The sequence below is a fragment of the Bacillus cereus group sp. MYBK227-1 genome, from assembly GCF_051916325.1.
Lineage (GTDB): Bacteria > Bacillota > Bacilli > Bacillales > Bacillaceae_G > Bacillus_A > Bacillus_A cereus.
The window spans coordinates 125,824-147,041 of the sequence record NZ_JBQAGK010000010.1; the positions used below are offsets into that span (position 1 = coordinate 125,824).

Consider the following 21,218-nt stretch of genomic DNA (forward strand, 5'->3'; position numbering starts at 1 on the left):
GGTGAATTCGAAAAATTGTCGATTTTTTCAGAAGAAAGCGTTACAATTAAAATGTAAATGCTTTAATTTCCAGGTAGGTGACATTCATGTATTTTGTAGACAGAAAGAAAATAGAACAAATGCTAGTATGTTTAGAACGAGCAACAAGTACATTTCAAGAGAAAAAGATATATGAAACCGAGTTTGAATTTTACGCATTAGAGCGCATAGCCCATCTTATTATTGATTGTGTATTAGATGTAGGAAATGCGATGATTGATGGATTTATTATGCGTGATCCAGGAAGCTATGAAGATATTATTGATATTTTAATGGACGAGCGAGTGATAAGTGAAGAAGATGGACAAGGGATGAAAGAAATTATCCTTCTTCGAAAAATGCTTACGCAAGATTATATTCAAATGAATCATGATGAATTATATAAGACGATTCAAAAACATATTGCAGTGGTAGAGAAATACCCAGCAAATATTCGCAGTTATTTAGAAAAGGAATTAGGACCTGTATCTGCATTTGTACCAGAATAATTATGCTTATAAGATCCCCAGAGAATGCCTTTTGGGGATCTTATATTGTATGTGAGAAAGAAAAGGGAGAAGGGTGAAGTATGGGGGAAGCACGTACTACGAAAGACGAGATTGTACAATTGTTGAAAGTAAAGGGAGAGCACACGGTAGCGGAACTAGCTGACGTTTTAGAGATTACAGAAATGGCGATTCGAAGACATTTAAGTAATCTTGAGAAAGACGGACTCATTTATTCTAAGATGGTAAGGCAACATGTCGGAAGACCAACTTATTTGTATGGATTAAGCGAAAAGGGAGAAGATACATTCCCGAAAGAGTATAAGCAATTTGCGATTGATATGCTAGAAGATTTAGCTCGAATGGGCGATGAAAAAATACTTCGTTACGTTTTAAAAGAGAGAACGAAGCGAATGGAAGAACAGTTACAAAAGAGAGTGAGTAATCAAAAGAATTTAGCATATAAAGTGCAAGAGATAGCAGCTATGCAAGAGAAAAATGGTTATATGGTTCAAATAAAGAGAGATGGAGAGAAATCTTTCGTAATTGAAAAACAAAACTGTCCGTTAAAGGAAATTGCCGAGAGATTCCCGCAAGTGTGTGAAGATGAAAAAGAAATGTATAAGCGTTTATTTACGAACGCAGAAGTGAAAACGCTAGCAAATATGTGCGAGGGCGATTGTAGTTGTTCTTACCAAATAAAAGAGAAAAAATGAACGTTATGGGGCGCTTTAAGGTAAAGCGTTTTTTTCTTTTGGAAAAGCGGGTAATATAAGAGTGGTATGATAAGGTGAGAACGTTAGCATAGAAGGAGAGACATAATCGATGTATAAAGGTTACTTAATTGACTTAGACGGTACGATGTATCGCGGAGAAGAACAAATTGAAGAAGCAAGCGACTTCGTAAAAGCATTAGGAGAGCGCGGCATTCCATATTTATTCGTTACGAATAACTCAACTCGCAAACCGGAACAGGTAGCAGAAAAGCTTGTTCGTTTCGATATTCCAGCGAAAGCAGAGCAAGTATTCACAACGAGTATGGCGACTGCGAACTTCATTTATGAACGTAAACAAGACGCAACTGTATATATGATTGGTGAAGAAGGCTTACACGATGCACTTGTGGAAAAAGGATTTGAACTTGTGGATGAAAATCCTGATTTCGTTGTTGTGGGTTTAGATCGTGACATCACATATGAAAAATTAGCAAAAGCGTGTCTTGCTGTGCGTAATGGCGCGACGTTTATTTCTACAAATGGGGATATTGCCATCCCAACTGAGCGAGGATTATTACCAGGTAATGGTTCATTAACATCAGTTGTAGCAGTATCAACAGGTGTGGATCCAATCTTTATCGGAAAACCAGAATCAATCATTATGGAACAAGCTTTGAAAGTGCTTGGCATAGAAAAGAATGAAGCATTAATGGTTGGGGATAACTACGATACAGACATTTTAGCAGGAATAAATGCTGGTATGCATACGCTTCTTGTCCACACTGGAGTCACAACTGTGGAGAAGTTAACAGAATACGAAGTACAACCGACGCAAGTTGTGCATAACTTGACGGAGTGGATTGAGAAGATGTAATGAAGAAAGCTGTTCCAAACTTTGGAACAGCTTTTTTTCTGATATTTGCTGGCAGCCCGATTGGTGTGGGCTAACATTCAGTTGTGACTAGTGTTGATTTTTATCGGTAAGTCGATATATTTGAAAAATCGCCGATATAATTTTGTTAGAATGCACGATTCACAACGTCTTTCACTTCTTCAAGATATTGCTTACGCACACTGTCATCCACAGAAGGAACACTTGTATAGAATGTATGCTCAATTGTTTCAATGCCTGTAAATTCAAAAATACCAACATCCGCTGTTTTCTTCATTGCATCAAACATGCCACCTGCTGTGTATGCTTCTTTCGTATTTCCCATTGTAGATAATAACAATCCTTTTTTACCGCTTAATAACTTTTCAATACCGTTTTCACCGTAAGCATAAGCGAATCCGTGGCTAAATACACGGTCAACGTATCCTTTTAAAATAGCAGGAAGTCCCGCCCACCACACTGGATAAATGAATGTAATGCTATCAGCCCAAGAGATATGCTCTTGTTCTTCTTTAATATCTTCTGGTGTATTTCCTTGAGAAAATGAGATGAAATCGGAAGCGCCTAATACTGGATTAAAGTTTAATTCGTATAGATCGCGAACGCGTACTTCGTGACCTTTTCCTTCTAATTCACTTTTTACCGTTTCTAAAATCGCATGGTTGAAGCTTTCTGTATTCGGGTGTGCATAAACGATTACATGTTTCATTTTTCTTCCTCCTATTTGTGGATATGTGAATAGCTATTTGTATTTCTGTAACTATTATGGTTACTACTTTTATAGAAGTCAAGTAATACATATGTATGTATAAAAAGACGCTCGAAAATCGCCTTTTTATACCCCGCTCATACAAAGTACAAAGAAGACGAATAAAATGATAACAATACCAATGCCAAAGTTAAATACGAGAGTACTATCCATATATGTAGCCTCCTTGTTTGAAAGTAAAAAGCACTCTAGTTAAGAGTGCTTTTTTATTTTGAATCTACTTTATAACTTTTAGAAAGTGATTCATGCGTGTCATGATTTACATTATTTTATGTATTTATACTTTGAAATGAGTAAGTCCTTGTTGGATATAGAAAAAAAGACACTCGTTCGAGTGTCTTTTAAGATGACAAAATGTGCCAATTGCTTGAGGTTGATAAGACGCTAATTTCCGTTTTAACGCCTTTTCTCTAATCAAGAAGTGTAGCAACAGCGATTCAAATAAATTGTACCATCTGTTTAACCGCGGTGCGTATGCAATTGTGCATATGATGATCATGAGGTAGGTAATGAACTGTGAATAATTTGAAGTGATTTATTTACGATTTCTTCTGCGGCATATATGCCGATTGCGTCTGTTTTTAAAATATGGGGTTGTAAGTTATCATGCATTGCCCCTAACTCACCATGAAGTGGTGCGAAGGCATGGTTCGCCTTTTCAAGCATGCATAAATCAAGTAAAGAATCCCCAGCTGTAATAATCGTATCTATTTGCAAAATTTCTTTTATATATTGCACGGCGTCCCATTTATTAATTGGTTTTGGTACAAAGTATAGCTTTCTACCTTGAAGTGAATGATTCCAGCCTTGTTTGTCTAACCAGGAAGTGAAGGATGATAATTCATCATAAGGAATGTTCTCCCGTTTAATAATGCAATAATGGAATAGATCATCAGCTGTTTTTTGCGATATAACCCAATCCTTATGAGCTATTTGTCCAAATTCCTTTAGTATGTCGTTTCTCTCTATACATTCAACCGATAGTCTTTCTTTTACTTTCCTGTTCCAAGTACCATCTTGTTTCCCGTTATGAAGGATATTGCCGCCGTTACTTGTAATGGCGTATTCGGGAATGATTTCGTTTTGGAATAAAGCAATACGCTGAAACTGCTTAATAGTTCTTGTTGTAACTGGGATGAAATGTGAGTGCAGTTGTAATTTTTTTAGTAGTGAAATGGTTTTATGTGATATGAAAGAAATTTCTTTCCCATCTATAGTTTCAATGAGTTGAATTGATTCATCTTCTATAGGGGCACGAAACGATTTCCGGGAATAAATAAGCGTCTGATCAAGATCACTGGCGAAAATCATCTTGTTTCCTTCCTAAGAGGCTTAATGAGCCCGCAACATGAATAAGCCATATTCTCATAGATTTCAATTGGAACATTCTTTTCTTTAGCGAGAAGTGAAATATGCTTTAAATCGGGATTGTTTTGCTTACGTATTAAAATTTTCCACGGTATTCTCCGGAGTAATACACGAGTTGTTTCACCGACTCCTGGTTTAATTAAGTTAATATCGTCAATTTCAAAGTGATTTTGGATAGACTGTATATCTTTTAATCCTTGCCAAGAGGGATCAGTGTAAGTTGAAGTAATATAACGTAATTGATTATCTATATGAGAATGAACAGAAGGGAATAACTCTGTTACCTCATCAACGAAGAAATTTGATAAGTCTTCTTGTTCTAGCTCTTTATAATATTTAACACCATGAAAATCATTTGGACCGATATAGGTGTCATTTAGTACAGTGCGACTAATTAGTCCAGAGACTGTTGCATTTAAGCAAGCGCTAGGAATAAGAAAATCTTCACGTGTACCGTAAATTGAAGTACAGTAACCGGGATCAGCAAGCACAGCCATACAATGAGAAATGTGTGTATTATTTCGTTCGTTAAATGTGTGTACTGCATATTCTAATTCTTTTTTTATTGCACCTTTTCCAGTCCACCCATCAATGAATTGAATTGTTTCTTTAGGGTGATGTTCCAAAATATAATGGAGTGCATTTTCATCAATACCGCGTCCGCGAACAATAGAAATACAATAGTGAGGTACATCAAGGTTGTATTGATAGCGTATGTAGCGTTTGATAAGAATGCCAATAGGTGTACCAGCACGAGCTAATGAAACGAGGACAAGGTTAGTTCCTTTAGTTTGTATAATCTGTTCGGCGACAACTCCAACAGCGATGGCTAGTTTGTGTTTATATTGTTGCAGGGAAGAAAAGAATAAATCCATATACGCTTTAGATGGTTTATATTCCATTGGTAACATTTCGGAATAATGTGTGCCAGCTTGAATTGCTTGTTCTCTAGTTTCCGTGGAACTTTCTTTCATTAAATCACTAATATCTTTTAATAGAAAAATAGCATCATTTGGATTGTAACTACTAATATGAGAATTTACTTTTACCATAATTATCAACCTTCCTTTTCTATGCTATTTGAAAATGAGACGATATGAATAAAAGGAATAACTGTTTGTAACTGCTGTAGAAGAGGAAACAGGGCTTCTTCTCCTAAATCACGCTCAATAAAAACAAATACTTCATCGTAATCATGAGGTGAAATATTATAAAAGTAATTTGTAATAGTAGAATTTTCAGGACTTGGATATGAGAAATGATTATGAATGGCGTAGTTTACATCATTTGAAACAGGATGGATAGGGCTTCTTGTTGTAGATTGATATAAAATATTTTCACCCATTTCAGCAGCAATTTTCATTGGGATATACATAAATTCACCCGTTCCGAGACAGAGTGTTCGTTTTCCCATTCTTTCTCTTTTTAAAGTTTTTCCTGCTTCTTGAGCGAAAGAATGAATGTGCTTTTGTTCATATGCTGAAATGCCAAATCGCCCAGTATATTTTATATAATTTGATGTATAGGGTGATTTTGGACAGGTAAGGGTATGCTTTTTGAAATCAGGTTTTGTTTCTTTAATTTGAATATCTGTTTTTGCAATATTTAATGGTTGACCAGTTTTATGAATACTGCCTTCTAATAAAGAAATAACATGAATCTTAATTTGAAGTTCTTCTTCTAATTGTTTAAATTGTTTTCTATTAGTATGAGAACGCCAGTCTAATAAAGAAGCAATTATATATTCTTCTCGTGGGAATTTATTTTGAATAGATCTAATAATATTTAATGCTGTTTTTCCTGTTGTCATCTCATCATCTACGAGAACAATCGGGTTGTTGTTTTGAAAAAAGCTTTCATCTACATAACAACGGTGCGATGTTGCATGAGAATGTTCTTCCTCAAATGTAATGACAGATTCTAGGTGGGGTATCGATTCCCTAGTTGTATGCACATACTTTGCATTTTGAAAGCATTGAAACATAGAATGACCAAGTGCTGTCGCTGTTTCAGCGAATCCGATGAACACAACTTCTTCTTGCAGAGGATATTGATAACGAAATACTTCCTCTGGGATTTCATCAATTTCTAATGAAATGAGATTTAAAATTTCTTTTTGAAATGGATGAGAAATATTATGTAGTATTTCCAAATATCTTGCAGCGAGAGCAACTCCACTTGATAGAGAGACTGCAGGTTTAATAGGAAGATGCTTTCCAAGGATTGTACTCACAAATAAAAAACTACGTTTCTTATTTATTCTCGCAGCCATTTGAAAAAGATTGTCTAGCGCTAAATTATATGGATTATCACGTACTTCTACATGGACTTGTATATTATTTAAAACGTTATACGTGTTGCTTTGCGTTTGTAATAAGGAGATCGGTGAATTGTTTGTTTTCATGTAGCACCCCGTAAATATTAGATTTTAAAATGGTTTTGCGAGCCCAGCCATAATGAGGTTTTACTTCATTCATTTTGTTAGAAAAACTGCTTTTTAGCACTCCATTATACGTATCTGCATTTTGTAAAATTGATCTCGCATCTAAATAATCTTCCATTGTGACAATGTGCATTGCCTGTACAACTTTAATATGAGATGGGTGAATAACTGTCTTTCCGATTAAGCCATTTGCATGGTCAAGTGATACCTCTTGAATAAGCCCTTCTTCATGATCATTAGAAAAATATTCCCATACACATCCTGAAATAATATATTCATTTGTTGCCCTTGAGAAAACGTTAATAATGTCTGAAATACAATCACGGACAACGGTAATATGATAGATAGGTGTGTATTTATTGCGCCGAATACTAAATAGACTTGAAAAATCAGTAGCACCAATACGTACATTTAAGATGTAATCGTGATAAGAATCTAGTAAATCCTTTATTTGTAATAATGATTCTGCCCGTGTTTCCTTATACATAATTTCGGGGGATTCTAAAATCGGCATGCCATATAGCGATAATGAGTATAACTCGTTTATATATGCAAGCTGATCGATATAAGTCTTTCCGTTAATCGGTGTGAATTTTGGAAAGACAAAACCACATAAACAATGAACAGCACTACCTAATTCAGTAACAATTGTCTTCAGTTGACTTGGCTGTCGAACTCTAATAAAAAGAAGCGGGATGTCTGCTTGATTTAGTATGTTGGCACTGGCTAAGTTAGCGATTTGCTGTATTTGAACGACGATGTTTTGCTCTGCAAGTTTTACTTCCTCATCGCTGATAGCGTCCTCTAGACAAAGAATAATTGAGGTAGCATCCACATGTTTCTTTCTAATTATATCTTCCGCAATCGTTTCTTTCGTGCCAGGAGTATATAGTGTGGCGCCTAGTGCGTAAGCTAGTTGTTCTTTCCCTATATTTTTTGAAAAACTAAGAGGTTCTTTATAGAAAAAATTTTGCCGTTCTTCCGAGGAGAGATAAGAAAAGTAATTCAAATTGTCACCACCTTATTTGTAATGATTCTGTTTAATCGTAACATAATAAGAAAAATATTCCATAAAAATGAAGCGATAAATTTAAAAAATATATTGATAAAGATGAATTATAAGATGAATATCGAATATTGTTAATAGAAATATAATAGGGGGAAAGAGAAAGTGGATATACATAAGTTAACGATAGAAGAAGCAAAGAAGATAAATACGTGGACGTACGAGGAACCTTATAGTTTATATAGTTTTTCAGGCGAGAAAGAAGTAATAGAAGAGCTATTAGATGGAACGTATTATGGCTGTTGTGACGATCAAGGAGACCTCATCGGTTATTTTTGTTTTGGAGCAAATGCACAAGTGCCAGGTGGAAGAGATGCTAATTTATATGGTGGAGAAGATGTGATTGATATCGGACTTGGCATGAAGCCGGCGTTAACTGGGAAGGGAATAGGGAAAGAATTCTTCCAAGCTGGAATAGCGTTTGCCACGAAAGAGTTTAATGCAAAAATGTTTCGATTAAGCGTAGCAACATTTAATACAAGAGCGATTACGTTATATAAAAATATCGGATTTAAACAAGGGACTATTTTTTTGAGTCGCGGAAGAGAATTTATGCTTATGGAATACGAAAGGCCGTCAGCATGAAACTGACGGCCTAGAAAACATTATTATTCTGAGTGCTCAGCTCGGTGCGCTAAACGGCTTGAAGCTGCGGCAGCAATTCCGCCAACGATATCGTCAAGGAATGTGTGTACTTTTCCAGTTGATTTATCATTTAAGTATTCTAAAATACCAGGTTTTAATTTATCAATATATCCAAAGTTCGTGAAACCGATAGAGCCGTACACGTTTACGATAGAAAGTGCGATAACTTCATCAATTCCGTATAGGCCTTCATCACGTTTTACAATATCTTGTAACGGTTCACTTAGCATTCCCTTTTCAGCAAGGACATCAAGCTCGATACCAGTAATCAGTGCGTTTTGTACTTCACGTTTTGATAGTACACGTTCTACATTGTAACGGCATTCTGACATCTCTAAATTTGGATGATATTTTTTTTGAAGAAAATGAACAAGTTCAGCAATATCGTCAATTGTTACACCACGTTCTTGTAATAGTTGTAATGCTCTTTCTTGTAGTTGATTTGATTCTTTCATGTTTATCACCTTTTTTTCTTTTTAGTATTTGTATACGTTTCGTTGCTTTATCATGTGCATAGGAATGAAAGGCGAGCACAAGCTCATATATATAAAGAAAAACCATAGGTGGCGACTGCGATGATTCAGCATATTTATGAGCATTATCACATGCATGTTAAAGAATTAATCCCCCTTGGCCCCTATAAAAGCTTTTGGATTCGCAACAAAATTTATGTACTTGTTCCAATTGGAGAAATGGAGGAAGAAGTACTTGTAGAGATGAAAAAGCTCAGTGACTATATGAACCAGCAAGGGGATATAACTGTAGCGACTTTCGTTCCAACTATACACGGCTACTATGTAAGTGAGATAGAAGAACAAAATTACTGCTTATTAAAAGGTATGCGAGCGTTAGAACGACATGCTACGTCATTAGGAAGTGAACTTTCTATATTCCATAAAAGAGGTGCATTCTTTCCAGAAGAAATCGAGCAATTAAGCCGCATTGGTGAATGGAAAGCGTTATGGGAAAAGAGACTCGATCAGTTAGAAAAGTTTTGGCAATCACAAGTGATGAACCACCCTACAGACGTATTCGATCAATTGTTTATTGAATCCTTCCCGTATTACTTAGGAGTTGCAGAAAATGCAATTCAATATGTTGTTGATACAGAAATGGATGATACGCCGCAACTAACGGATGCAGCGACAATTTGCCAAGAACGATTCACACCTTTATTATGGCATCAAACGAAGCGTCTCAAACTTCCTTTTGATTGGGTGTATGATCACCCAACTCGAGATATAGCAGAATGGATTCGCTATATGATGATTGAAAAAAAGAAAGACTGGGATCAAACAATCGTTCAATTTGTTACAGATTATGAACGTAATTACTCGCTGTCCTCATTTGGTTGGCGTTTATTATTTGCAAGGCTCCTGTTCCCGCTTCACTATTTTGAAACGGTCGAACGATATTATCAAACTGGAAACGAAGAACAAAAAAGCATATATAGAGATCGCTTAGAAGCCATTTTACACGATGTAAACCGCTCAGAGCAATTTATGAAGCACTTTTATGGCTCACTTCGTTTACCAGTAGATAAGCTCGGGATTAGAAAATTAGATTGGTTATCTTAAAAATATAAAAAAGAGACCGAGTGAGGTCTCTTTTTTATATACCACAATTTTATGTAATACATTATGCCCCTACCTGTTGATCTGTACATATATTTAAAACGAATTGATGCCTTTCGAGCTTTTCATTTACTTTACCCAATAATTCTTGCTGGATTTCTTTAAATAAAAATTGATAGCTTGTATTCCATGTTGGTATAACGGATGAAAGGCCTAATAAATACTCTTTTTTCTTTTCTAGTTCTTGGATTGTTACAAAAGTGTTCCCCATTTTTGGCATCTGTCGTCCCCCTATGTTTTTTTACTGTATATGTGTGAACGATTCACTATATAGTATTAATTATCTCATTTTTTGAGAAGGATTTCCAATTTTGTTTTAGGATGTTAACGGATAAATGTGATTTGAATAAAAAAAGGAGACCAAATTTGGTCTCCTTTTAGAAGGCGATTCTGAACGAGCCGCTTCCGCTTTTAGATTAAAATACTTGTTCTACTTCGATAACGCCTGGTACTTCTTCAAGTAACGCGCGCTCGATACCAGCTTTTAGTGTGATTGTAGAACTTGGACAGCTTCCGCATGCACCCATAAGGCGTAATTTTACGATACCTTCTTCAATGTCTACTAATTCAACGTCTCCGCCATCGCGAAGTAAGAATGGACGTAATTTATCTAATACTTCTAATACTTGTTCTTGCATATGTGGGTTTTCCATTTTTATCGACTCCTTTCATCAGTTTTATTATAATCAAGATAGAGGGGAAAATCTATTTTTTCTCTTCTTGTTTTATTGTCGAAATATTGTATCGTGTTTTTTCAGTATAGGGGTATGGGATAAGATTGTAAAATGATGTGCTTATGTAATAAGACATCTGAATATACTGTTGGGACAAGAAGTGGGGGAGAAGAAATGGTTAATGTTCAAGTGTATGGGACGAAAGTAATTTGTGCGAGCTGCGTCGGAATGCCATCTTCAACAGAAACGTTTGAATGGTTACAAGCGGCAATTGGTCGTAAATATGAAGGACAAGAAAATAAATTTAATTTCGAGTATATTGATTTCCAAGAAGAACAAGAAGATGCGGATAAAAAAGCATTCGCTGAGCGCGTAGTGGAAGAAGATTTATTTTATCCGGTCGTTCTTGTAAATGGAGAAATTGTTGGAGAAGGAAATCCTCGTTTGAAGGATGTTTATGAAGAAATCGAGAAATATTTATAAAACAAGAAGTCTTTGCGAATTTGCAAAGGCTTTTTTATTGGAGGGATAGATATGAAAAATGGAGTGAAGCATGCGTTACCAACGGAAGTACAACAGTTAATGGAGCGGTACACAATAGAATTAAAAGAAATTTTTTGGGATGAAAAAATAGTCGGGGTATATATTTACGGATCCATCGCACTAGGTGCATTTCATAAGGAAACGAGCGATGTTGATTTTGTTACAGTGATAAATGATTCCGTGAATGAAGCTGAAAAACAGCAGCTTGTGGAACTACATAAGAAACTTAGTGACAATACGCTAGGTAAAAGAATGGACGGTATGTATATTCCGCTTGCTGACTTAGGGAAATACAATGATGAAATGAACGAGTACGTGTATTGAGCAGATGGTAAAGCCAATGTTGGTCATTGGGACATTAATGCGGTCACATGGTGGACGTTGAAAAATCAAGGCATTACGAATATCTTCCGCTGCAAATACAATGGAATGATGTAGTAAATACGATGAAATACAACGTAGAACAGTACTGGAGTGAAAAGGCGAAGAAGCCATATTTATTTTTTATAGAAGAGTGGGTAGAATCAGCTGTCGTTGCGATGGGACGTATTTTATATACACTAGATCATAAAACAATCGTTTCAAAAGATAGAGGATTGCAATACTTGTCAGAACGTTCAGCGGAAGAATGGGAGCTTTTATTAAAAGAAGTAGCGAGAATACAGCACAATCCAAAAGAAAAGAGAATGCTCTCAAGGTGGAGAAGAGCAGAGGTATTTACTGCATTTAATTGAGACGTGTAGAGAGAAATGGTAGGGAAGAAAATGGACAATACAGTGGGGTGTATTGTCTTTTTTATTTTGTAGTAGATAGAAAAGTATTTACAAGTATTGTGTAGAGGAAAGATAATAGAAAAAAATATGCGCATGAGGGAAGATGATGAGTAAATATAAATTACATATAGATAGAGAACAATTATGGAAAGGATGCGTTTTAAAGTCGATTGCCCATGCAATTAATGTAGCGCATTGTCCAGATTTCTCACATGAAAGTTCATGGGATGGATTTAACTATAGTATGCAAGATAGCCAAGGCGGACAAGGGACAATTACGTTTCATCCGAATTATACGATTGTATGTCTTCAAGATGTGAATAGTGAGAGAATTGATGAGTGGATTGATGCGAAAAATTATTTTGAAGGGGCACCTTGGGAAGTAATAGATATTGCGAAAGAAGAAGCACTTCAATATGTATTAGAAGAAGTAGAAGGTGAAACAGTTCCTTTTATTACAACTGCATTTTGGATTGAGGATAGCGGTGCGTATTCAATTGATTCATTTGAAGAGATGGAAGAGCACGGCGGATTCTTATTAGAAATTCCATTACTTGATACAGAATCAGCAATAGAAAGACTAGAAGAAGAGTATGAACTGACAGAGGAACAAATAGAGCTTTTACAACTCGTGTATAAGAAAAAAATCCAAAGTCCAAATGAGGAAATTAAGTTGTCTAAAGAAGAAGTAGCAATGATTGGAACGGAAGATAGCGAAGGATTGGAAGTTAGTAAGGATTCATTTGAAGAAATGAATATTACTTGGGAGTTGTAGGGGAGGATAAAATATTTCTGATTTAAAAAGTTACAAGAAGAATATAAAGCACTAGTAGAAAGCACAATGTGAAATTACATTGTGCTTTCTACTAGTTTTTTCATATACATATCAACTTCGTGAAAGAATATGGGCTCTTTTTCCTTGGTATTCAGATGCACAGTACAATGCAAATATTGCTGTAAATAGCGATTAGCTTGTTCGTACTGTTTTAATTTGTAGAAAGAAAAACAGGTAAGAAGTAGAAACGCTTTTTCTTCTAATATTGGAACGACAGCTAGTACCGGAGTAATAGAATGTATATTTATTTCCACTAAATTTTCATAAGATGCCCACGTTTGAAACCAGTCGAAAACAGTAGAAAGGTAACTCGGAATGTTGATAGTTTCATGTGAAACATTATGCAATAGTTGGTTCTGTTTGATATGTATAGGCTCTATTCTTGTTTGTAGAATGCAATAGAATATTGAAATGTTTTCTTTTATTTGTAATTGGTTCGTAATAAGCTGCGGAAGACCGATAGGGTGAACTCCTATATTTATATAAAAATCATCCCAAACTGGCTTTTTTGTATGTCTTTTTTTCTTAAAGCCGAGTGGTTTTAAAGTGGCGTGTAAATTTGTAATAAAATCTTGCTCCTTTTTAGAGCGAGGCTTATTCTTCGTCATATTCATAAGAGCGGTCAAAAGTTATATGAAGTAAATATGTCTTTTGAAATTGAATTGCCTCCATTTCTTATCGGAGAGATGATGGTATTGTCCTTAGGAGAAGGCAGAATTTGTGGTATTAATATTCAAACAGGTAAAGTGCTTTGGAACAATACTACTCTACATGATATTACAGAGGTTCTGTTATATAAAGATGGAGAAATTTACATTGCAACTTCAAATTTAGAATTGATAATACTTGATGCTGAATGTGGTGAAGTAAAAGATATAATTAAACTCCCTAAAAATGTTGTTGTAATAGATTTTATTGTATCAATTGAGGAAGGTAATAATGGACTATTCATTAGTTGTGTAAGTGGAAATATGTTTGAAATAGTAGAAGGCTAATTTGTGAGCGCTCTTAAGTCGAGATGTTTGTTTTAAAATAGTAGTATATATTCACTAAAAATGATTTTGATGCATCCTTTTTAGTGAATATATAAAATAATTAACTTAGTGTATTAAAGATATGATACACGATTATTTTAATATATTTTAAAGTAAAATGAAATAAGAAACGAATAATTGTCGGAATATATTCGATTTCCGTTCATTTTTATGAAATATGTGTCCTTTTTGTTAGATTCCTTCATTTTGTCCATATACAATAAATGTATATAGAAATAAGAAAAGGATGATGTACGTGAAGGACACGGTTTTACAAGAAACGATTTCTCCACAAGAATTACATAAAGTTGTTCAAAAGAATACAGCTTATTATGACTTTAAGTGGGGGAAAGTAGAAAATCCAGCGCAAGGGAATACATGGAATTGGGTAGCCTTTTTCTTCCCAACTTTTTGGTTAGCTTATCGCAAAATGTATAAGTTATTTATTATATTTGCGTTATTGGCTATACCTAGTATAGTTATACCCCCTTTTATAGATATTCCAGAGGGGATTTATGTAACATTTAGTTTAGCTCTTCAATTAGGAATGATGATATTTACTGGATGGCAAGGAAACCGTTTATATTATAAGCATGGTGTTCGTGTTTTTCGTAAGGGAGAAGATGCGTCTGATCATGAGAAGGCGTATTTCTTACAATCAAAGGGCGGCGCTAGTGTAGCTGGTATGATTGGTTTACAAGTTATAGTCGGGATTGTGTTTGGCGGAGCTATGCTCGGACTTTCTCTTTTACCAACTGAGCCGAATATTAAAAACGTTGTTCGTTCAACTGGTGAAGGGGTTACTTTAGAGATTATGACTGATAATCCAACTTGGAAGTTTGTGAAGAAAGAAAAAGATTATGACGTAGTAGAGTTTACTGGTTATGATTATACAGAGAAGAAAAACGTGAAAATTAAATTTGCTGTTTATTTCGATGAAGATTATTTCGAGTGGCAAGAGGTATATGAAAATAATAAGAAGTTAAGTGAAGAAGAAGTAGAAGAATATCAAATTTACATTGAAGAAAATAATTGGGGTTTCTAGAGGGAACTCGTTCATTTTGAAAAGAAGAATCTTGTGAAGGTTCTTCTTTTGTTTATTAGGGGGAGAGAAATGATTTCAGTATTAATAGAAGCTCTAATAGGATCGATTAGTTTAAGTACGGGTTTACACACGAAAAAGATTGATGCTAACATACGTTACTTGCAGCAGTATGAATGGTTTCGAATGATATATGAAGACGAAAAGTATCGAAAGTTATTTATTACGAACTACAAAGTTCGCTCATATTTACAAAGTAAGCTAAGAGTTCGATTGCTTGTAAAAAATAAAAATGCACAACGAAGATTTTTAAAATTAGTAGAAGAGCAAATAGAAAAACGGCATACAAATTGAAATTTTGTAAAATACAATAAAAAATGAGAATTTGAGGTAGGCTTGTCAATAACGTGAGACTATGGCACTATAAAGAAATGCTATACAAATTTTATTTATCGAGATGTAAACATCAATTTTGATTTTTACGTATAAATAATGAACGGAGGAAATGAATTTATGGCTACTTTACCAAATTGTCCAAAATGTAATTCAGAATATACGTATGAGGATGGCGTTCTTTTCGTATGTCCAGAATGTGCTCATGAGTGGGGCCAAGAAGCAGAAGCTGAAAATAATGATGGTGCGAAAGTTGTAAAAGATGCGAACGGAAACGTTCTTCAAGACGGCGATGCAGTTACTGTTATTAAAGATTTAAAAGTAAAAGGAACTTCTTCAGTTGTGAAGATCGGTACGAAAGTAAAGAGTATCCGTCTAGTTGATGGCGATCACGATATCGATTGCAAAATCGACGGCTTCGGAGCTATGAAGTTAAAATCACAGTTCGTTAAGAAGGCGTAAGTAAATAGAAGGGGAGGCGAATAGCCTCCTCTTTTTATTATGTCACTTTTTGTCGGTAAATCGATATTTCGTACAAAATCGTTGATATATTCTGAGTTATGATAGATATATTTGAAAAATCGTTGATATATTGCAAGTTATGATAGATATATTGAAAAAATCGTTAATATAATTTCATTCATCGTGAACTACGCACGATTCACCGTGCACCATAGTCAATTTCTTTCAATTGACATCGCTTATTAAAGAACGTTTTATATCCAAGCTGTAAAAAGATAATGACAGCAAAGGCAGTACTTCCAGAAATACCGAGTATGATGGCGATTTGATATTGAATGGCTGTGAATGGTGATACACCGGATAATATTTGACCAGTCATCATGCCTGGTAAGCTTATAATTCCCATTCCGACCATAGAATTAATTGTTGGTAAAATAGCAGAGTCAAAAGCGTCTCGAATGAGCGGAGCAGCTGCTTCTTTCGGTGTTGCGCCGAGCATAAGTGCACCTTCAATTTGACCTCTTTGCGATTTCATATTGTTTAAGAACGTATTTGCGCCGAGAGAAACACCAGTCATGGCATTCCCAACTAACATTCCTGTAATAGGGACGATATATTGCGGAGCATACCACGGATCATGTCCGATAATAACAAAGATAAATAGTAGAAGTGGCCCAATTGATCCGGCGACCATGGAAAGGGCGGCTACTCGTTTTAATTCTTTAGACATTGGGATGTTAACTCGTTTATAAATATTAAAAATTGCAAAGGTAGTAATAGAAGTAATGAGAGCAATTGTATAAAATGGATTACTGTTTTCAAATACGTATGTAAGGACATATGCAACAAGTACGAGCTGAATCGTCATACGGAATGTTGCGAGCGCGATTTGTTTTTCGCGAGGTATTCCTTTTAATTTTACAAGTCCAATTAAAATAAGAATGAAAATATAGGCAGCTGCAAGTTGCCAAATTTGGAGTTCAATAACGCCCTTCAACAGAGAGCACTTCCTTTCTAGTTGCACCGTTTGCTTTACTAATCTCAATAATGTGGTCTGCAATTTCTTCTGGAAGTTGTTGTGAGTGTGTGATGAAGATAATTGTTTTTTTCTTTTTTCGTGCTAGTTCAGTAAATTGTTTCATAACGCGGCGTTCTGTATCACTGTCTAATGCTGAAGTAGGTTCATCTAATAAATAGACAGGCGGATCCATAAGTACGATACGTGCAAAGGCAAGTCTTTGTTTTTCACCGCCAGATAGTGAGGAGGCGCTATCTTCTAATTGCTTGTCTAAGCTAACGGTTTGTAATGCACTCCGCAGGGCATCATCATTTGGAAATGGTTTTTCAGAAAGACGAAGTCCCATTAATAAGTTGTCTTTAACGGTTTCATCAAAAATAGGTGGAGTTTGTCCAAGCATAACTACGTCACGACGTAATTGAATAGGATGATAATCAGAAATTAATTTTCCGTTATATTCAATTGTGCCGGATGTTGGAGATTGTAAATCGTTTAACATGCGAAGCAACGTGCTTTTTCCGCTTCCGCTTTCACCGATAATGCAAGTAATCTTTTCTTTTTGAATCTGTAAATAAGGAATGTGTAGTATATCTTTATATATAACGTTTTTTAATATAAACATAAATCGCTCCTTTCTGATTCTAGTTATATCGTATCAAAAAAGAGAAGATAACGGTTATAAAGAGCAACGTTTTTTCTGCGTCTTGAGTTTTATTAATAAGTTAAGTAAACGATCTAATTCTTGGCTGAAAGAAATCACTTTATCATGAGTGAATCCGTATCGTTCAACGAGATAGATTAACTCTTTCTTTTTCGCTTCTATTCGATTGTTTAGTTTCGATAAGTTCATAAGTGGAATGTAATGCCTCCTACAAAAGTATTTATCACATAAAAAATAAGACCGAATGAATTCGGTCTTCAAGGAAATAATAAAACAACTTACAAATAGCATACACTGTTTATCCGTAGTTTTTAATATAAAAATGAAAAATAAATCATTATAAATATTGAGAAAGATGTGTCTGATAATTTTTAAAAACTGATGCAAAGAGGCTGCCTACATAGTAGACAGCCTGTAAAGTATTAACCCTTATGATATTTGTACATCCAAAGAAGACCAGATTTTAATAATCTCGGTACACGTCCCATTAACGGTTGGTTTGCGAGTAAACCAAATCCGTGTTTTTTACCAAGAGATCCTAGAACACCTTTTAATTTAATAACAGGTAGTTCATCAGGGAGTGGTTCATTATTCCAACGTTTCAATAATATTTGGACAATTTGTTCTCCTTGACCTTCAGCAAGTTGGGCAGATGGTGCATGTGGAAGTGCTGCGCAATCTCCTACAACGTAAACATGCTCGTTGTTTGGAATATTGTGATATTTCGTTAAGACAACCCGTCCGCTACCATCTTGTTCAACTGGAAGGTTTCGAACAACTTCATTTGCTTGAATACCAGCTGTCCAGACAATTGCATCACATTCAAGTGGTTCATCGTGATTATACACAATATTTGGTTCCACTTTTGTAATGTTAGAGTTTCTTATAATATTAACTTTATGTTTTACGAACCATTCTTCTACGTATCTACTTAATTTCTCTGGATACGGGAATAAAATTCTATCTTTTCGATCAAATAAATAGATTTTTAAATCAGAACGGCTTTCACGAAGTTCACTTGCTACTTCAACGCCACTTAAGCCAGCACCAACAACAGCTACTGTTGCATTTGGTTCTAAACTATTTAATTGTTCATATGTTTTACGTGTTTGTTCAATTGATTGTAGACTATGTGTATATTCCCTAGCCCCAGGAACGTTATGATATTTATCTTCACAGCCAAGTCCGATAATTAAATCATCATATTGGATTGCTTCGCCGCCATCGAGATGAACAGCTTTTTCTTTGAGGTCAATATTTGTTATTGTGCCGTATTGAATATTGAGGCGTGGGTGTTCAGGAAACGGTATACGAATATGCGTTTCTGAAATAGTACCCGCAACTAATGCATAATATTCAGTTTTGAAGCAATGATATGGTACTTTGTCGATTAATGTCACTTGTACATCATCTGGAAGTTGGTTGCTTGGAAGTAGCCTTTGCAGAATTCTCATTCCACCGTAGCCGCCACCTAGTATTACGAGGTGTTTCATGATGGATTACCCCTTTTCTGTTGAAATATCCCCTAATCATAAAATTTTATATTAATAAAATATTTTGACTTTACTCAATCAAATTATATCGAATTTGTGAACAAATAACAATGCATGAATGAATACTCTGTTGTACAATAAGAAGAAAAGTAAAATAAACTGTTTTTCCTTTGTAGTTACTATTTCATTGGAAGTAGCATGTTATATAGAAGAAGTCATCTACTTTGAAGTGAAGTAATGAAGTAACTAAATAGTTTAGACTGTGTAACGAAAACAACAAGAAACAGCTTAGTTTTCTTCTTATAGATAAAGTGAAAAGGTAATTTGTTTTGTAGTACAGGGGGGAGAATTTTGATTAAACCATTAATTGAATTTTGTGTAGGTAACCTTGCAAGTGGTTCACAAGCAGCTCTAGAAAAATTAGAAAAAGATCCGAATTTAGATGTAATGGAGTACGGTTGTCTAGGGTATTGTGGTATTTGTTTTGAAGGACCGTTTGCACTTGTAAATGGTGAAGTTGTACAAGGTGCAACAGTAGAAGAGCTTGTTAATAATGTATATGAGTATTTGGATGAAAATCCAATGTTTTAAGGTGTTGCGAATTAGCAGCACCTTTTCCATTAGATAAAACTTTATTTTGTGGGGAAGGCTAATGCTGATTATTAGCCTTCCCCAATTGAAAATAGTGGGGTAAATAAAAAAAGGCCCTTTTTAGAAGGGCTTTTTTCTTACACAAATTGTGTAAGAGTGGCTCATCGCCAAACGTTGTCAAATATGAGAAACGGGGGACATTCATATTGTGTTCTAAAAGCATGCATTTTATACTTAACATAACAAATTATTTTTGGAGTGAATATAAATGAGCCAATTTTCTTTTACAAAAATGCATGGTCTTGGCAATAGTTATATATATGTAAATATGTTTGAAGAGCAAATTCCTGAAGAAGATTTAGCCCTTGTGGCCGAAAAAGTTTCAAATATTAATACTGGTATTGGAGCAGACGGGATGATTTTAATTTGCCCTTCAGACGTAGCTCCGGTGAAAATGCGCATGTTTAATAATGATGGTTCTGAAGGAAAGAGCTGTGGTAATGGTTTGCGCTGCGTAGCGAAATATGCGTATGAGCATAAACTAGTAGAAGAAACAGTTTTCACAATTGAAACGTTAGCTGGTATTGTAACGGCTGAAGTAACAGTAGAAGATGGTGTCGTGACATTAGCGAAAATTGATATGGGGACACCGCGTCTAACACGTGCAGAAATACCGATGCTTGGTGAAGGTGAAACGCCATTTATTCGTGAAAACTTCTTATATAATAATCATCGTTATGCATTTACAGCTGTTTCAATGGGAAATCCGCATGCGGTTATTTTGGTTGATGATGTAGAAAAAGCACCTCTTACAACACTTGGACCAGTCCTCGAGACACATGAAATGTTTCCAGAGCGAGTAAATGTTGAGTTTATCGAAATTTTGAATGATGACGAGATGAACTTCCGCGTTTGGGAACGTGGATCTGGTGTAACGCAAGCTTGCGGAACAGGAGCGTGCGCTGCAGTTGTAGCTGCTATTTTAAATGGAAAGATGGAACGCGGTAAGGAAATTACTGTTCATTTAGCTGGTGGCGATTTAATGATTGCGTGGACTGAAGAAGGAAACGTGTTGATGAAAGGACCTGCGGAAGTAATTTGCCGCGGAGTGTATGAGTACAAGATAGAAGCGTAAAGATGTATAATGGACTAAGAACAGAAAGGAAGGTGTATTTCATGATTGAAGTAACAGAACAAGCAGCTTTTCAAATTAAAGATATGTTAAAAGATGCTGAAGATGGAGAGAAGTATGTGCGCCTTGCTGTACACGGCGGCGGATGTAGCGGTCTTTCTTACGGCTTAGGATTTGAAGTAGAACCAAAAGAAGACGACACAGTTCTTGAGTTTTTCGGTGTTGAATTTGTTATCGATAAAGAAAGTGCTCCAATTGTTAAAGGAGTAAAAATTGACTATAAACAATCTATGCTTGGCGGTGGATTCACAATCGACAATCCAAACGCAATCGCATCATGCGGATGTGGATCATCTTTCCGTACAGCGACGAATGCTGGTAAACCAGAAGAGTGCTAAGTTTTTAGACGAAATAGAAAAGGCCTTTTTAGCGATGGAATAAAATCGTTAGAAAGGTCTTTTCTTTTGGCATTAAAACAGAAAATGCATGTAAAGTTACTTTGGAATTTAA

26 protein-coding genes and 2 pseudogenes are annotated in these 21,218 nt (G+C 35.4%); 15 read left to right on the forward strand and 13 right to left on the reverse strand.

The window, feature by feature from the left end:
• Window positions 1–86 precede the first annotated feature (86 nt).
• The 3 genes from ACTFRM_RS27960 to ACTFRM_RS27970 all read left to right on the forward strand — a co-directional run bounded on the left by ACTFRM_RS27960 (window position 87) and on the right by ACTFRM_RS27970 (window position 2,114).
• On the forward strand, window positions 87–527 hold the full coding sequence (locus ACTFRM_RS27960) for a DUF86 domain-containing protein (protein ID WP_000274006.1): 441 nt from the start codon (window positions 87–89) through the stop codon (window positions 525–527).
• Window positions 528–607: 80 nt separating this feature from the next.
• Complete coding sequence (locus ACTFRM_RS27965) at window positions 608–1,240, forward strand: helix-turn-helix transcriptional regulator (RefSeq protein WP_000503345.1); 633 nt, start codon at window positions 608–610, stop codon at window positions 1,238–1,240.
• A 109-nt stretch (window positions 1,241–1,349) separates the two neighbouring features.
• Window positions 1,350–2,114: a TIGR01457 family HAD-type hydrolase gene (locus ACTFRM_RS27970; RefSeq protein ID WP_000276467.1), complete on the forward strand. Its 765-nt coding sequence runs from the start codon at window positions 1,350–1,352 to the stop codon at window positions 2,112–2,114.
• Between the two features lie 145 nt (window positions 2,115–2,259).
• Here ACTFRM_RS27970 and ACTFRM_RS27975 read toward each other — a convergent pair whose 3' ends face one another.
• From ACTFRM_RS27975 to ACTFRM_RS27995, 5 genes are all read right to left on the reverse strand, one after another.
• Window positions 2,260–2,841: an NAD(P)H-dependent oxidoreductase gene (locus ACTFRM_RS27975; protein ID WP_000683439.1), complete on the reverse strand. Its 582-nt coding sequence runs from the start codon at window positions 2,839–2,841 to the stop codon at window positions 2,260–2,262.
• Between the two features lie 555 nt (window positions 2,842–3,396).
• The gene (locus tag ACTFRM_RS27980; RefSeq protein WP_025686787.1) at window positions 3,397–4,212 is read right to left on the reverse strand and encodes an HAD family hydrolase; all 816 of its coding nucleotides are present in this window, start codon (window positions 4,210–4,212) and stop codon (window positions 3,397–3,399) included.
• On the reverse strand, window positions 4,209–5,321 hold the full coding sequence (locus ACTFRM_RS27985; protein ID WP_440043801.1) for a cysteine protease StiP family protein: 1,113 nt from the start codon (window positions 5,319–5,321) through the stop codon (window positions 4,209–4,211). The genes ACTFRM_RS27980 and ACTFRM_RS27985 overlap by 4 nt, the downstream gene beginning before the upstream one ends.
• Window positions 5,322–5,326: 5 nt before the next feature.
• A complete protein-coding gene (locus tag ACTFRM_RS27990; RefSeq protein WP_000856297.1) occupies window positions 5,327–6,673 on the reverse strand; it encodes a phosphoribosyltransferase family protein in 1,347 nt (448 codons plus the stop codon).
• The gene (locus tag ACTFRM_RS27995; RefSeq protein ID WP_001106080.1) at window positions 6,618–7,721 is read right to left on the reverse strand and encodes an HpcH/HpaI aldolase/citrate lyase family protein; all 1,104 of its coding nucleotides are present in this window, start codon (window positions 7,719–7,721) and stop codon (window positions 6,618–6,620) included. The genes ACTFRM_RS27990 and ACTFRM_RS27995 overlap by 56 nt, the downstream gene beginning before the upstream one ends.
• 162 nt (window positions 7,722–7,883) lie before the next feature.
• On the opposite strand from ACTFRM_RS27995, the gene ACTFRM_RS28000 reads away from it, so the two are divergent.
• Window positions 7,884–8,363 carry a GNAT family N-acetyltransferase gene (locus ACTFRM_RS28000; RefSeq protein ID WP_000351157.1) on the forward strand — a complete coding sequence of 160 codons (480 nt, stop codon included), beginning with the start codon at window positions 7,884–7,886 and terminating at the stop codon, window positions 8,361–8,363.
• Window positions 8,364–8,386: 23 nt separating this feature from the next.
• Here ACTFRM_RS28000 and ACTFRM_RS28005 read toward each other — a convergent pair whose 3' ends face one another.
• Window positions 8,387–8,878 (reverse strand): phosphatidylglycerophosphatase A family protein, encoded by a 492-nt coding sequence (locus tag ACTFRM_RS28005; protein WP_000665103.1) that lies wholly within the window; start codon window positions 8,876–8,878, stop codon window positions 8,387–8,389.
• A gap of 120 nt (window positions 8,879–8,998) precedes the next feature.
• Here ACTFRM_RS28005 and yutH point away from each other — a divergent pair, with 120 nt between their 5' ends.
• Window positions 8,999–10,000 (forward strand): spore coat putative kinase YutH, encoded by a 1,002-nt coding sequence (gene yutH / locus ACTFRM_RS28010; RefSeq protein ID WP_000614215.1) that lies wholly within the window; start codon window positions 8,999–9,001, stop codon window positions 9,998–10,000.
• Between the two features lie 61 nt (window positions 10,001–10,061).
• Here yutH and ACTFRM_RS28015 read toward each other — a convergent pair whose 3' ends face one another.
• Both ACTFRM_RS28015 and ACTFRM_RS28020 read right to left on the reverse strand, forming a co-directional pair.
• Complete coding sequence (locus ACTFRM_RS28015; RefSeq protein WP_001125507.1) at window positions 10,062–10,277, reverse strand: hypothetical protein; 216 nt, start codon at window positions 10,275–10,277, stop codon at window positions 10,062–10,064.
• Window positions 10,278–10,473: 196 nt separating this feature from the next.
• Entirely contained in the window at window positions 10,474–10,710 is a 237-nt protein-coding gene (locus tag ACTFRM_RS28020; RefSeq protein ID WP_000431159.1) for a NifU family protein, read from the reverse strand.
• A 195-nt stretch (window positions 10,711–10,905) separates the two neighbouring features.
• On the opposite strand from ACTFRM_RS28020, the gene ACTFRM_RS28025 reads away from it, so the two are divergent.
• From ACTFRM_RS28025 to ACTFRM_RS28035, 3 genes and pseudogenes are all read left to right on the forward strand, one after another.
• Window positions 10,906–11,214, forward strand: coding sequence for a YuzD family protein (locus tag ACTFRM_RS28025; RefSeq protein ID WP_000248588.1), 309 nt, complete (start codon window positions 10,906–10,908; stop codon window positions 11,212–11,214).
• 51 nt (window positions 11,215–11,265) lie between these two features.
• Window positions 11,266–12,030: pseudogene (locus ACTFRM_RS28030) on the forward strand (nucleotidyltransferase domain-containing protein).
• Between the two features lie 123 nt (window positions 12,031–12,153).
• A complete protein-coding gene (locus tag ACTFRM_RS28035; protein WP_088322158.1) occupies window positions 12,154–12,822 on the forward strand; it encodes a hypothetical protein in 669 nt (222 codons plus the stop codon).
• A 74-nt stretch (window positions 12,823–12,896) separates the two neighbouring features.
• On the opposite strand, the gene ACTFRM_RS28040 is transcribed toward ACTFRM_RS28035, so the two are convergent.
• On the reverse strand, window positions 12,897–13,490 hold the full coding sequence (locus ACTFRM_RS28040; protein ID WP_002182981.1) for a DUF4304 domain-containing protein: 594 nt from the start codon (window positions 13,488–13,490) through the stop codon (window positions 12,897–12,899).
• 3 nt (window positions 13,491–13,493) lie between these two features.
• Between ACTFRM_RS28040 and ACTFRM_RS28045 the strand changes: the two are divergent.
• From ACTFRM_RS28045 to phnA, 4 genes and pseudogenes are all read left to right on the forward strand, one after another.
• Window positions 13,494–13,877, forward strand: a pseudogene (locus ACTFRM_RS28045) (PQQ-binding-like beta-propeller repeat protein); the annotation flags it as partial.
• 286 nt (window positions 13,878–14,163) lie between these two features.
• Window positions 14,164–14,961, forward strand: a complete 798-nt coding sequence (locus ACTFRM_RS28050; protein ID WP_157404439.1) for a DUF2628 domain-containing protein — start codon at window positions 14,164–14,166, stop codon at window positions 14,959–14,961.
• A gap of 69 nt (window positions 14,962–15,030) precedes the next feature.
• Complete coding sequence (locus ACTFRM_RS28055) at window positions 15,031–15,312, forward strand: hypothetical protein (RefSeq protein ID WP_000626489.1); 282 nt, start codon at window positions 15,031–15,033, stop codon at window positions 15,310–15,312.
• Between the two features lie 159 nt (window positions 15,313–15,471).
• Entirely contained in the window at window positions 15,472–15,813 is a 342-nt protein-coding gene (phnA, locus tag ACTFRM_RS28060) for an alkylphosphonate utilization operon protein PhnA (protein WP_000212737.1), read from the forward strand.
• A 199-nt stretch (window positions 15,814–16,012) separates the two neighbouring features.
• Here phnA and ACTFRM_RS28065 read toward each other — a convergent pair whose 3' ends face one another.
• The 4 genes from ACTFRM_RS28065 to ACTFRM_RS28080 form a co-directional block, all read right to left on the reverse strand.
• Window positions 16,013–16,810 carry an ABC transporter permease gene (locus tag ACTFRM_RS28065; protein WP_000679254.1) on the reverse strand — a complete coding sequence of 266 codons (798 nt, stop codon included), beginning with the start codon at window positions 16,808–16,810 and terminating at the stop codon, window positions 16,013–16,015.
• Entirely contained in the window at window positions 16,794–17,453 is a 660-nt protein-coding gene (locus ACTFRM_RS28070; protein WP_322372835.1) for an ABC transporter ATP-binding protein, read from the reverse strand. The genes ACTFRM_RS28065 and ACTFRM_RS28070 overlap by 17 nt, the downstream gene beginning before the upstream one ends.
• Window positions 17,454–17,507: 54 nt before the next feature.
• A complete protein-coding gene (locus ACTFRM_RS28075; RefSeq protein WP_001054090.1) occupies window positions 17,508–17,681 on the reverse strand; it encodes an aspartyl-phosphate phosphatase Spo0E family protein in 174 nt (57 codons plus the stop codon).
• Between the two features lie 233 nt (window positions 17,682–17,914).
• The gene (locus ACTFRM_RS28080) at window positions 17,915–18,985 is read right to left on the reverse strand and encodes an NAD(P)/FAD-dependent oxidoreductase (protein WP_000682071.1); all 1,071 of its coding nucleotides are present in this window, start codon (window positions 18,983–18,985) and stop codon (window positions 17,915–17,917) included.
• Between the two features lie 351 nt (window positions 18,986–19,336).
• On the opposite strand from ACTFRM_RS28080, the gene ACTFRM_RS28085 reads away from it, so the two are divergent.
• The 3 genes from ACTFRM_RS28085 to ACTFRM_RS28095 all read left to right on the forward strand — a co-directional run bounded on the left by ACTFRM_RS28085 (window position 19,337) and on the right by ACTFRM_RS28095 (window position 21,106).
• Window positions 19,337–19,576: a YuzB family protein gene (locus tag ACTFRM_RS28085; RefSeq protein ID WP_000595026.1), complete on the forward strand. Its 240-nt coding sequence runs from the start codon at window positions 19,337–19,339 to the stop codon at window positions 19,574–19,576.
• Between the two features lie 268 nt (window positions 19,577–19,844).
• Window positions 19,845–20,711, forward strand: coding sequence for a diaminopimelate epimerase (gene dapF, locus ACTFRM_RS28090; RefSeq protein ID WP_322372833.1), 867 nt, complete (start codon window positions 19,845–19,847; stop codon window positions 20,709–20,711).
• Window positions 20,712–20,752: 41 nt separating this feature from the next.
• Entirely contained in the window at window positions 20,753–21,106 is a 354-nt protein-coding gene (locus ACTFRM_RS28095; protein WP_000573822.1) for a HesB/IscA family protein, read from the forward strand.
• The last annotated feature ends 112 nt before the right edge of the window (window positions 21,107–21,218 follow it).

Bases quoted from the DNA above. Each gene is read 5' to 3' on its own strand.
- ACTFRM_RS28095 (WP_000573822.1), top strand. From the start codon at position 20,753: ATGATTGAAGTAACAGAACAAGCAGCTTTTCAAATTAAAGATATGTTA.
- ACTFRM_RS28040 (WP_002182981.1), bottom strand. From the start codon at position 13,490: ATGACGAAGAATAAGCCTCGCTCTAAAAAGGAGCAAGATTTTATTACA.
- ACTFRM_RS27980 (WP_025686787.1), bottom strand. From the start codon at position 4,212: ATGATTTTCGCCAGTGATCTTGATCAGACGCTTATTTATTCCCGGAAA.
- ACTFRM_RS27975 (WP_000683439.1), bottom strand. From the start codon at position 2,841: ATGAAACATGTAATCGTTTATGCACACCCGAATACAGAAAGCTTCAAC.
- ACTFRM_RS28015 (WP_001125507.1), bottom strand. From the start codon at position 10,277: ATGCCAAAAATGGGGAACACTTTTGTAACAATCCAAGAACTAGAAAAG.
- ACTFRM_RS28055 (WP_000626489.1), top strand. From the start codon at position 15,031: ATGATTTCAGTATTAATAGAAGCTCTAATAGGATCGATTAGTTTAAGT.
- yutH (WP_000614215.1), top strand. From the start codon at position 8,999: ATGATTCAGCATATTTATGAGCATTATCACATGCATGTTAAAGAATTA.
- ACTFRM_RS27985 (WP_440043801.1), bottom strand. From the start codon at position 5,321: ATGGTAAAAGTAAATTCTCATATTAGTAGTTACAATCCAAATGATGCT.
- ACTFRM_RS27965 (WP_000503345.1), top strand. From the start codon at position 608: ATGGGGGAAGCACGTACTACGAAAGACGAGATTGTACAATTGTTGAAA.
- ACTFRM_RS28005 (WP_000665103.1), bottom strand. From the start codon at position 8,878: ATGAAAGAATCAAATCAACTACAAGAAAGAGCATTACAACTATTACAA.
- ACTFRM_RS28050 (WP_157404439.1), top strand. From the start codon at position 14,164: ATGATGTACGTGAAGGACACGGTTTTACAAGAAACGATTTCTCCACAA.
- ACTFRM_RS28025 (WP_000248588.1), top strand. From the start codon at position 10,906: ATGGTTAATGTTCAAGTGTATGGGACGAAAGTAATTTGTGCGAGCTGC.
- ACTFRM_RS28035 (WP_088322158.1), top strand. From the start codon at position 12,154: ATGAGTAAATATAAATTACATATAGATAGAGAACAATTATGGAAAGGA.
- phnA (WP_000212737.1), top strand. From the start codon at position 15,472: ATGGCTACTTTACCAAATTGTCCAAAATGTAATTCAGAATATACGTAT.
- ACTFRM_RS28080 (WP_000682071.1), bottom strand. From the start codon at position 18,985: ATGAAACACCTCGTAATACTAGGTGGCGGCTACGGTGGAATGAGAATT.
- dapF (WP_322372833.1), top strand. From the start codon at position 19,845: ATGAGCCAATTTTCTTTTACAAAAATGCATGGTCTTGGCAATAGTTAT.
- ACTFRM_RS27970 (WP_000276467.1), top strand. From the start codon at position 1,350: ATGTATAAAGGTTACTTAATTGACTTAGACGGTACGATGTATCGCGGA.
- ACTFRM_RS28075 (WP_001054090.1), bottom strand. From the start codon at position 17,681: ATGAACTTATCGAAACTAAACAATCGAATAGAAGCGAAAAAGAAAGAG.
- ACTFRM_RS28020 (WP_000431159.1), bottom strand. From the start codon at position 10,710: ATGGAAAACCCACATATGCAAGAACAAGTATTAGAAGTATTAGATAAA.
- ACTFRM_RS27960 (WP_000274006.1), top strand. From the start codon at position 87: ATGTATTTTGTAGACAGAAAGAAAATAGAACAAATGCTAGTATGTTTA.
- ACTFRM_RS27990 (WP_000856297.1), bottom strand. From the start codon at position 6,673: ATGAAAACAAACAATTCACCGATCTCCTTATTACAAACGCAAAGCAAC.
- ACTFRM_RS28070 (WP_322372835.1), bottom strand. From the start codon at position 17,453: ATGTTTATATTAAAAAACGTTATATATAAAGATATACTACACATTCCT.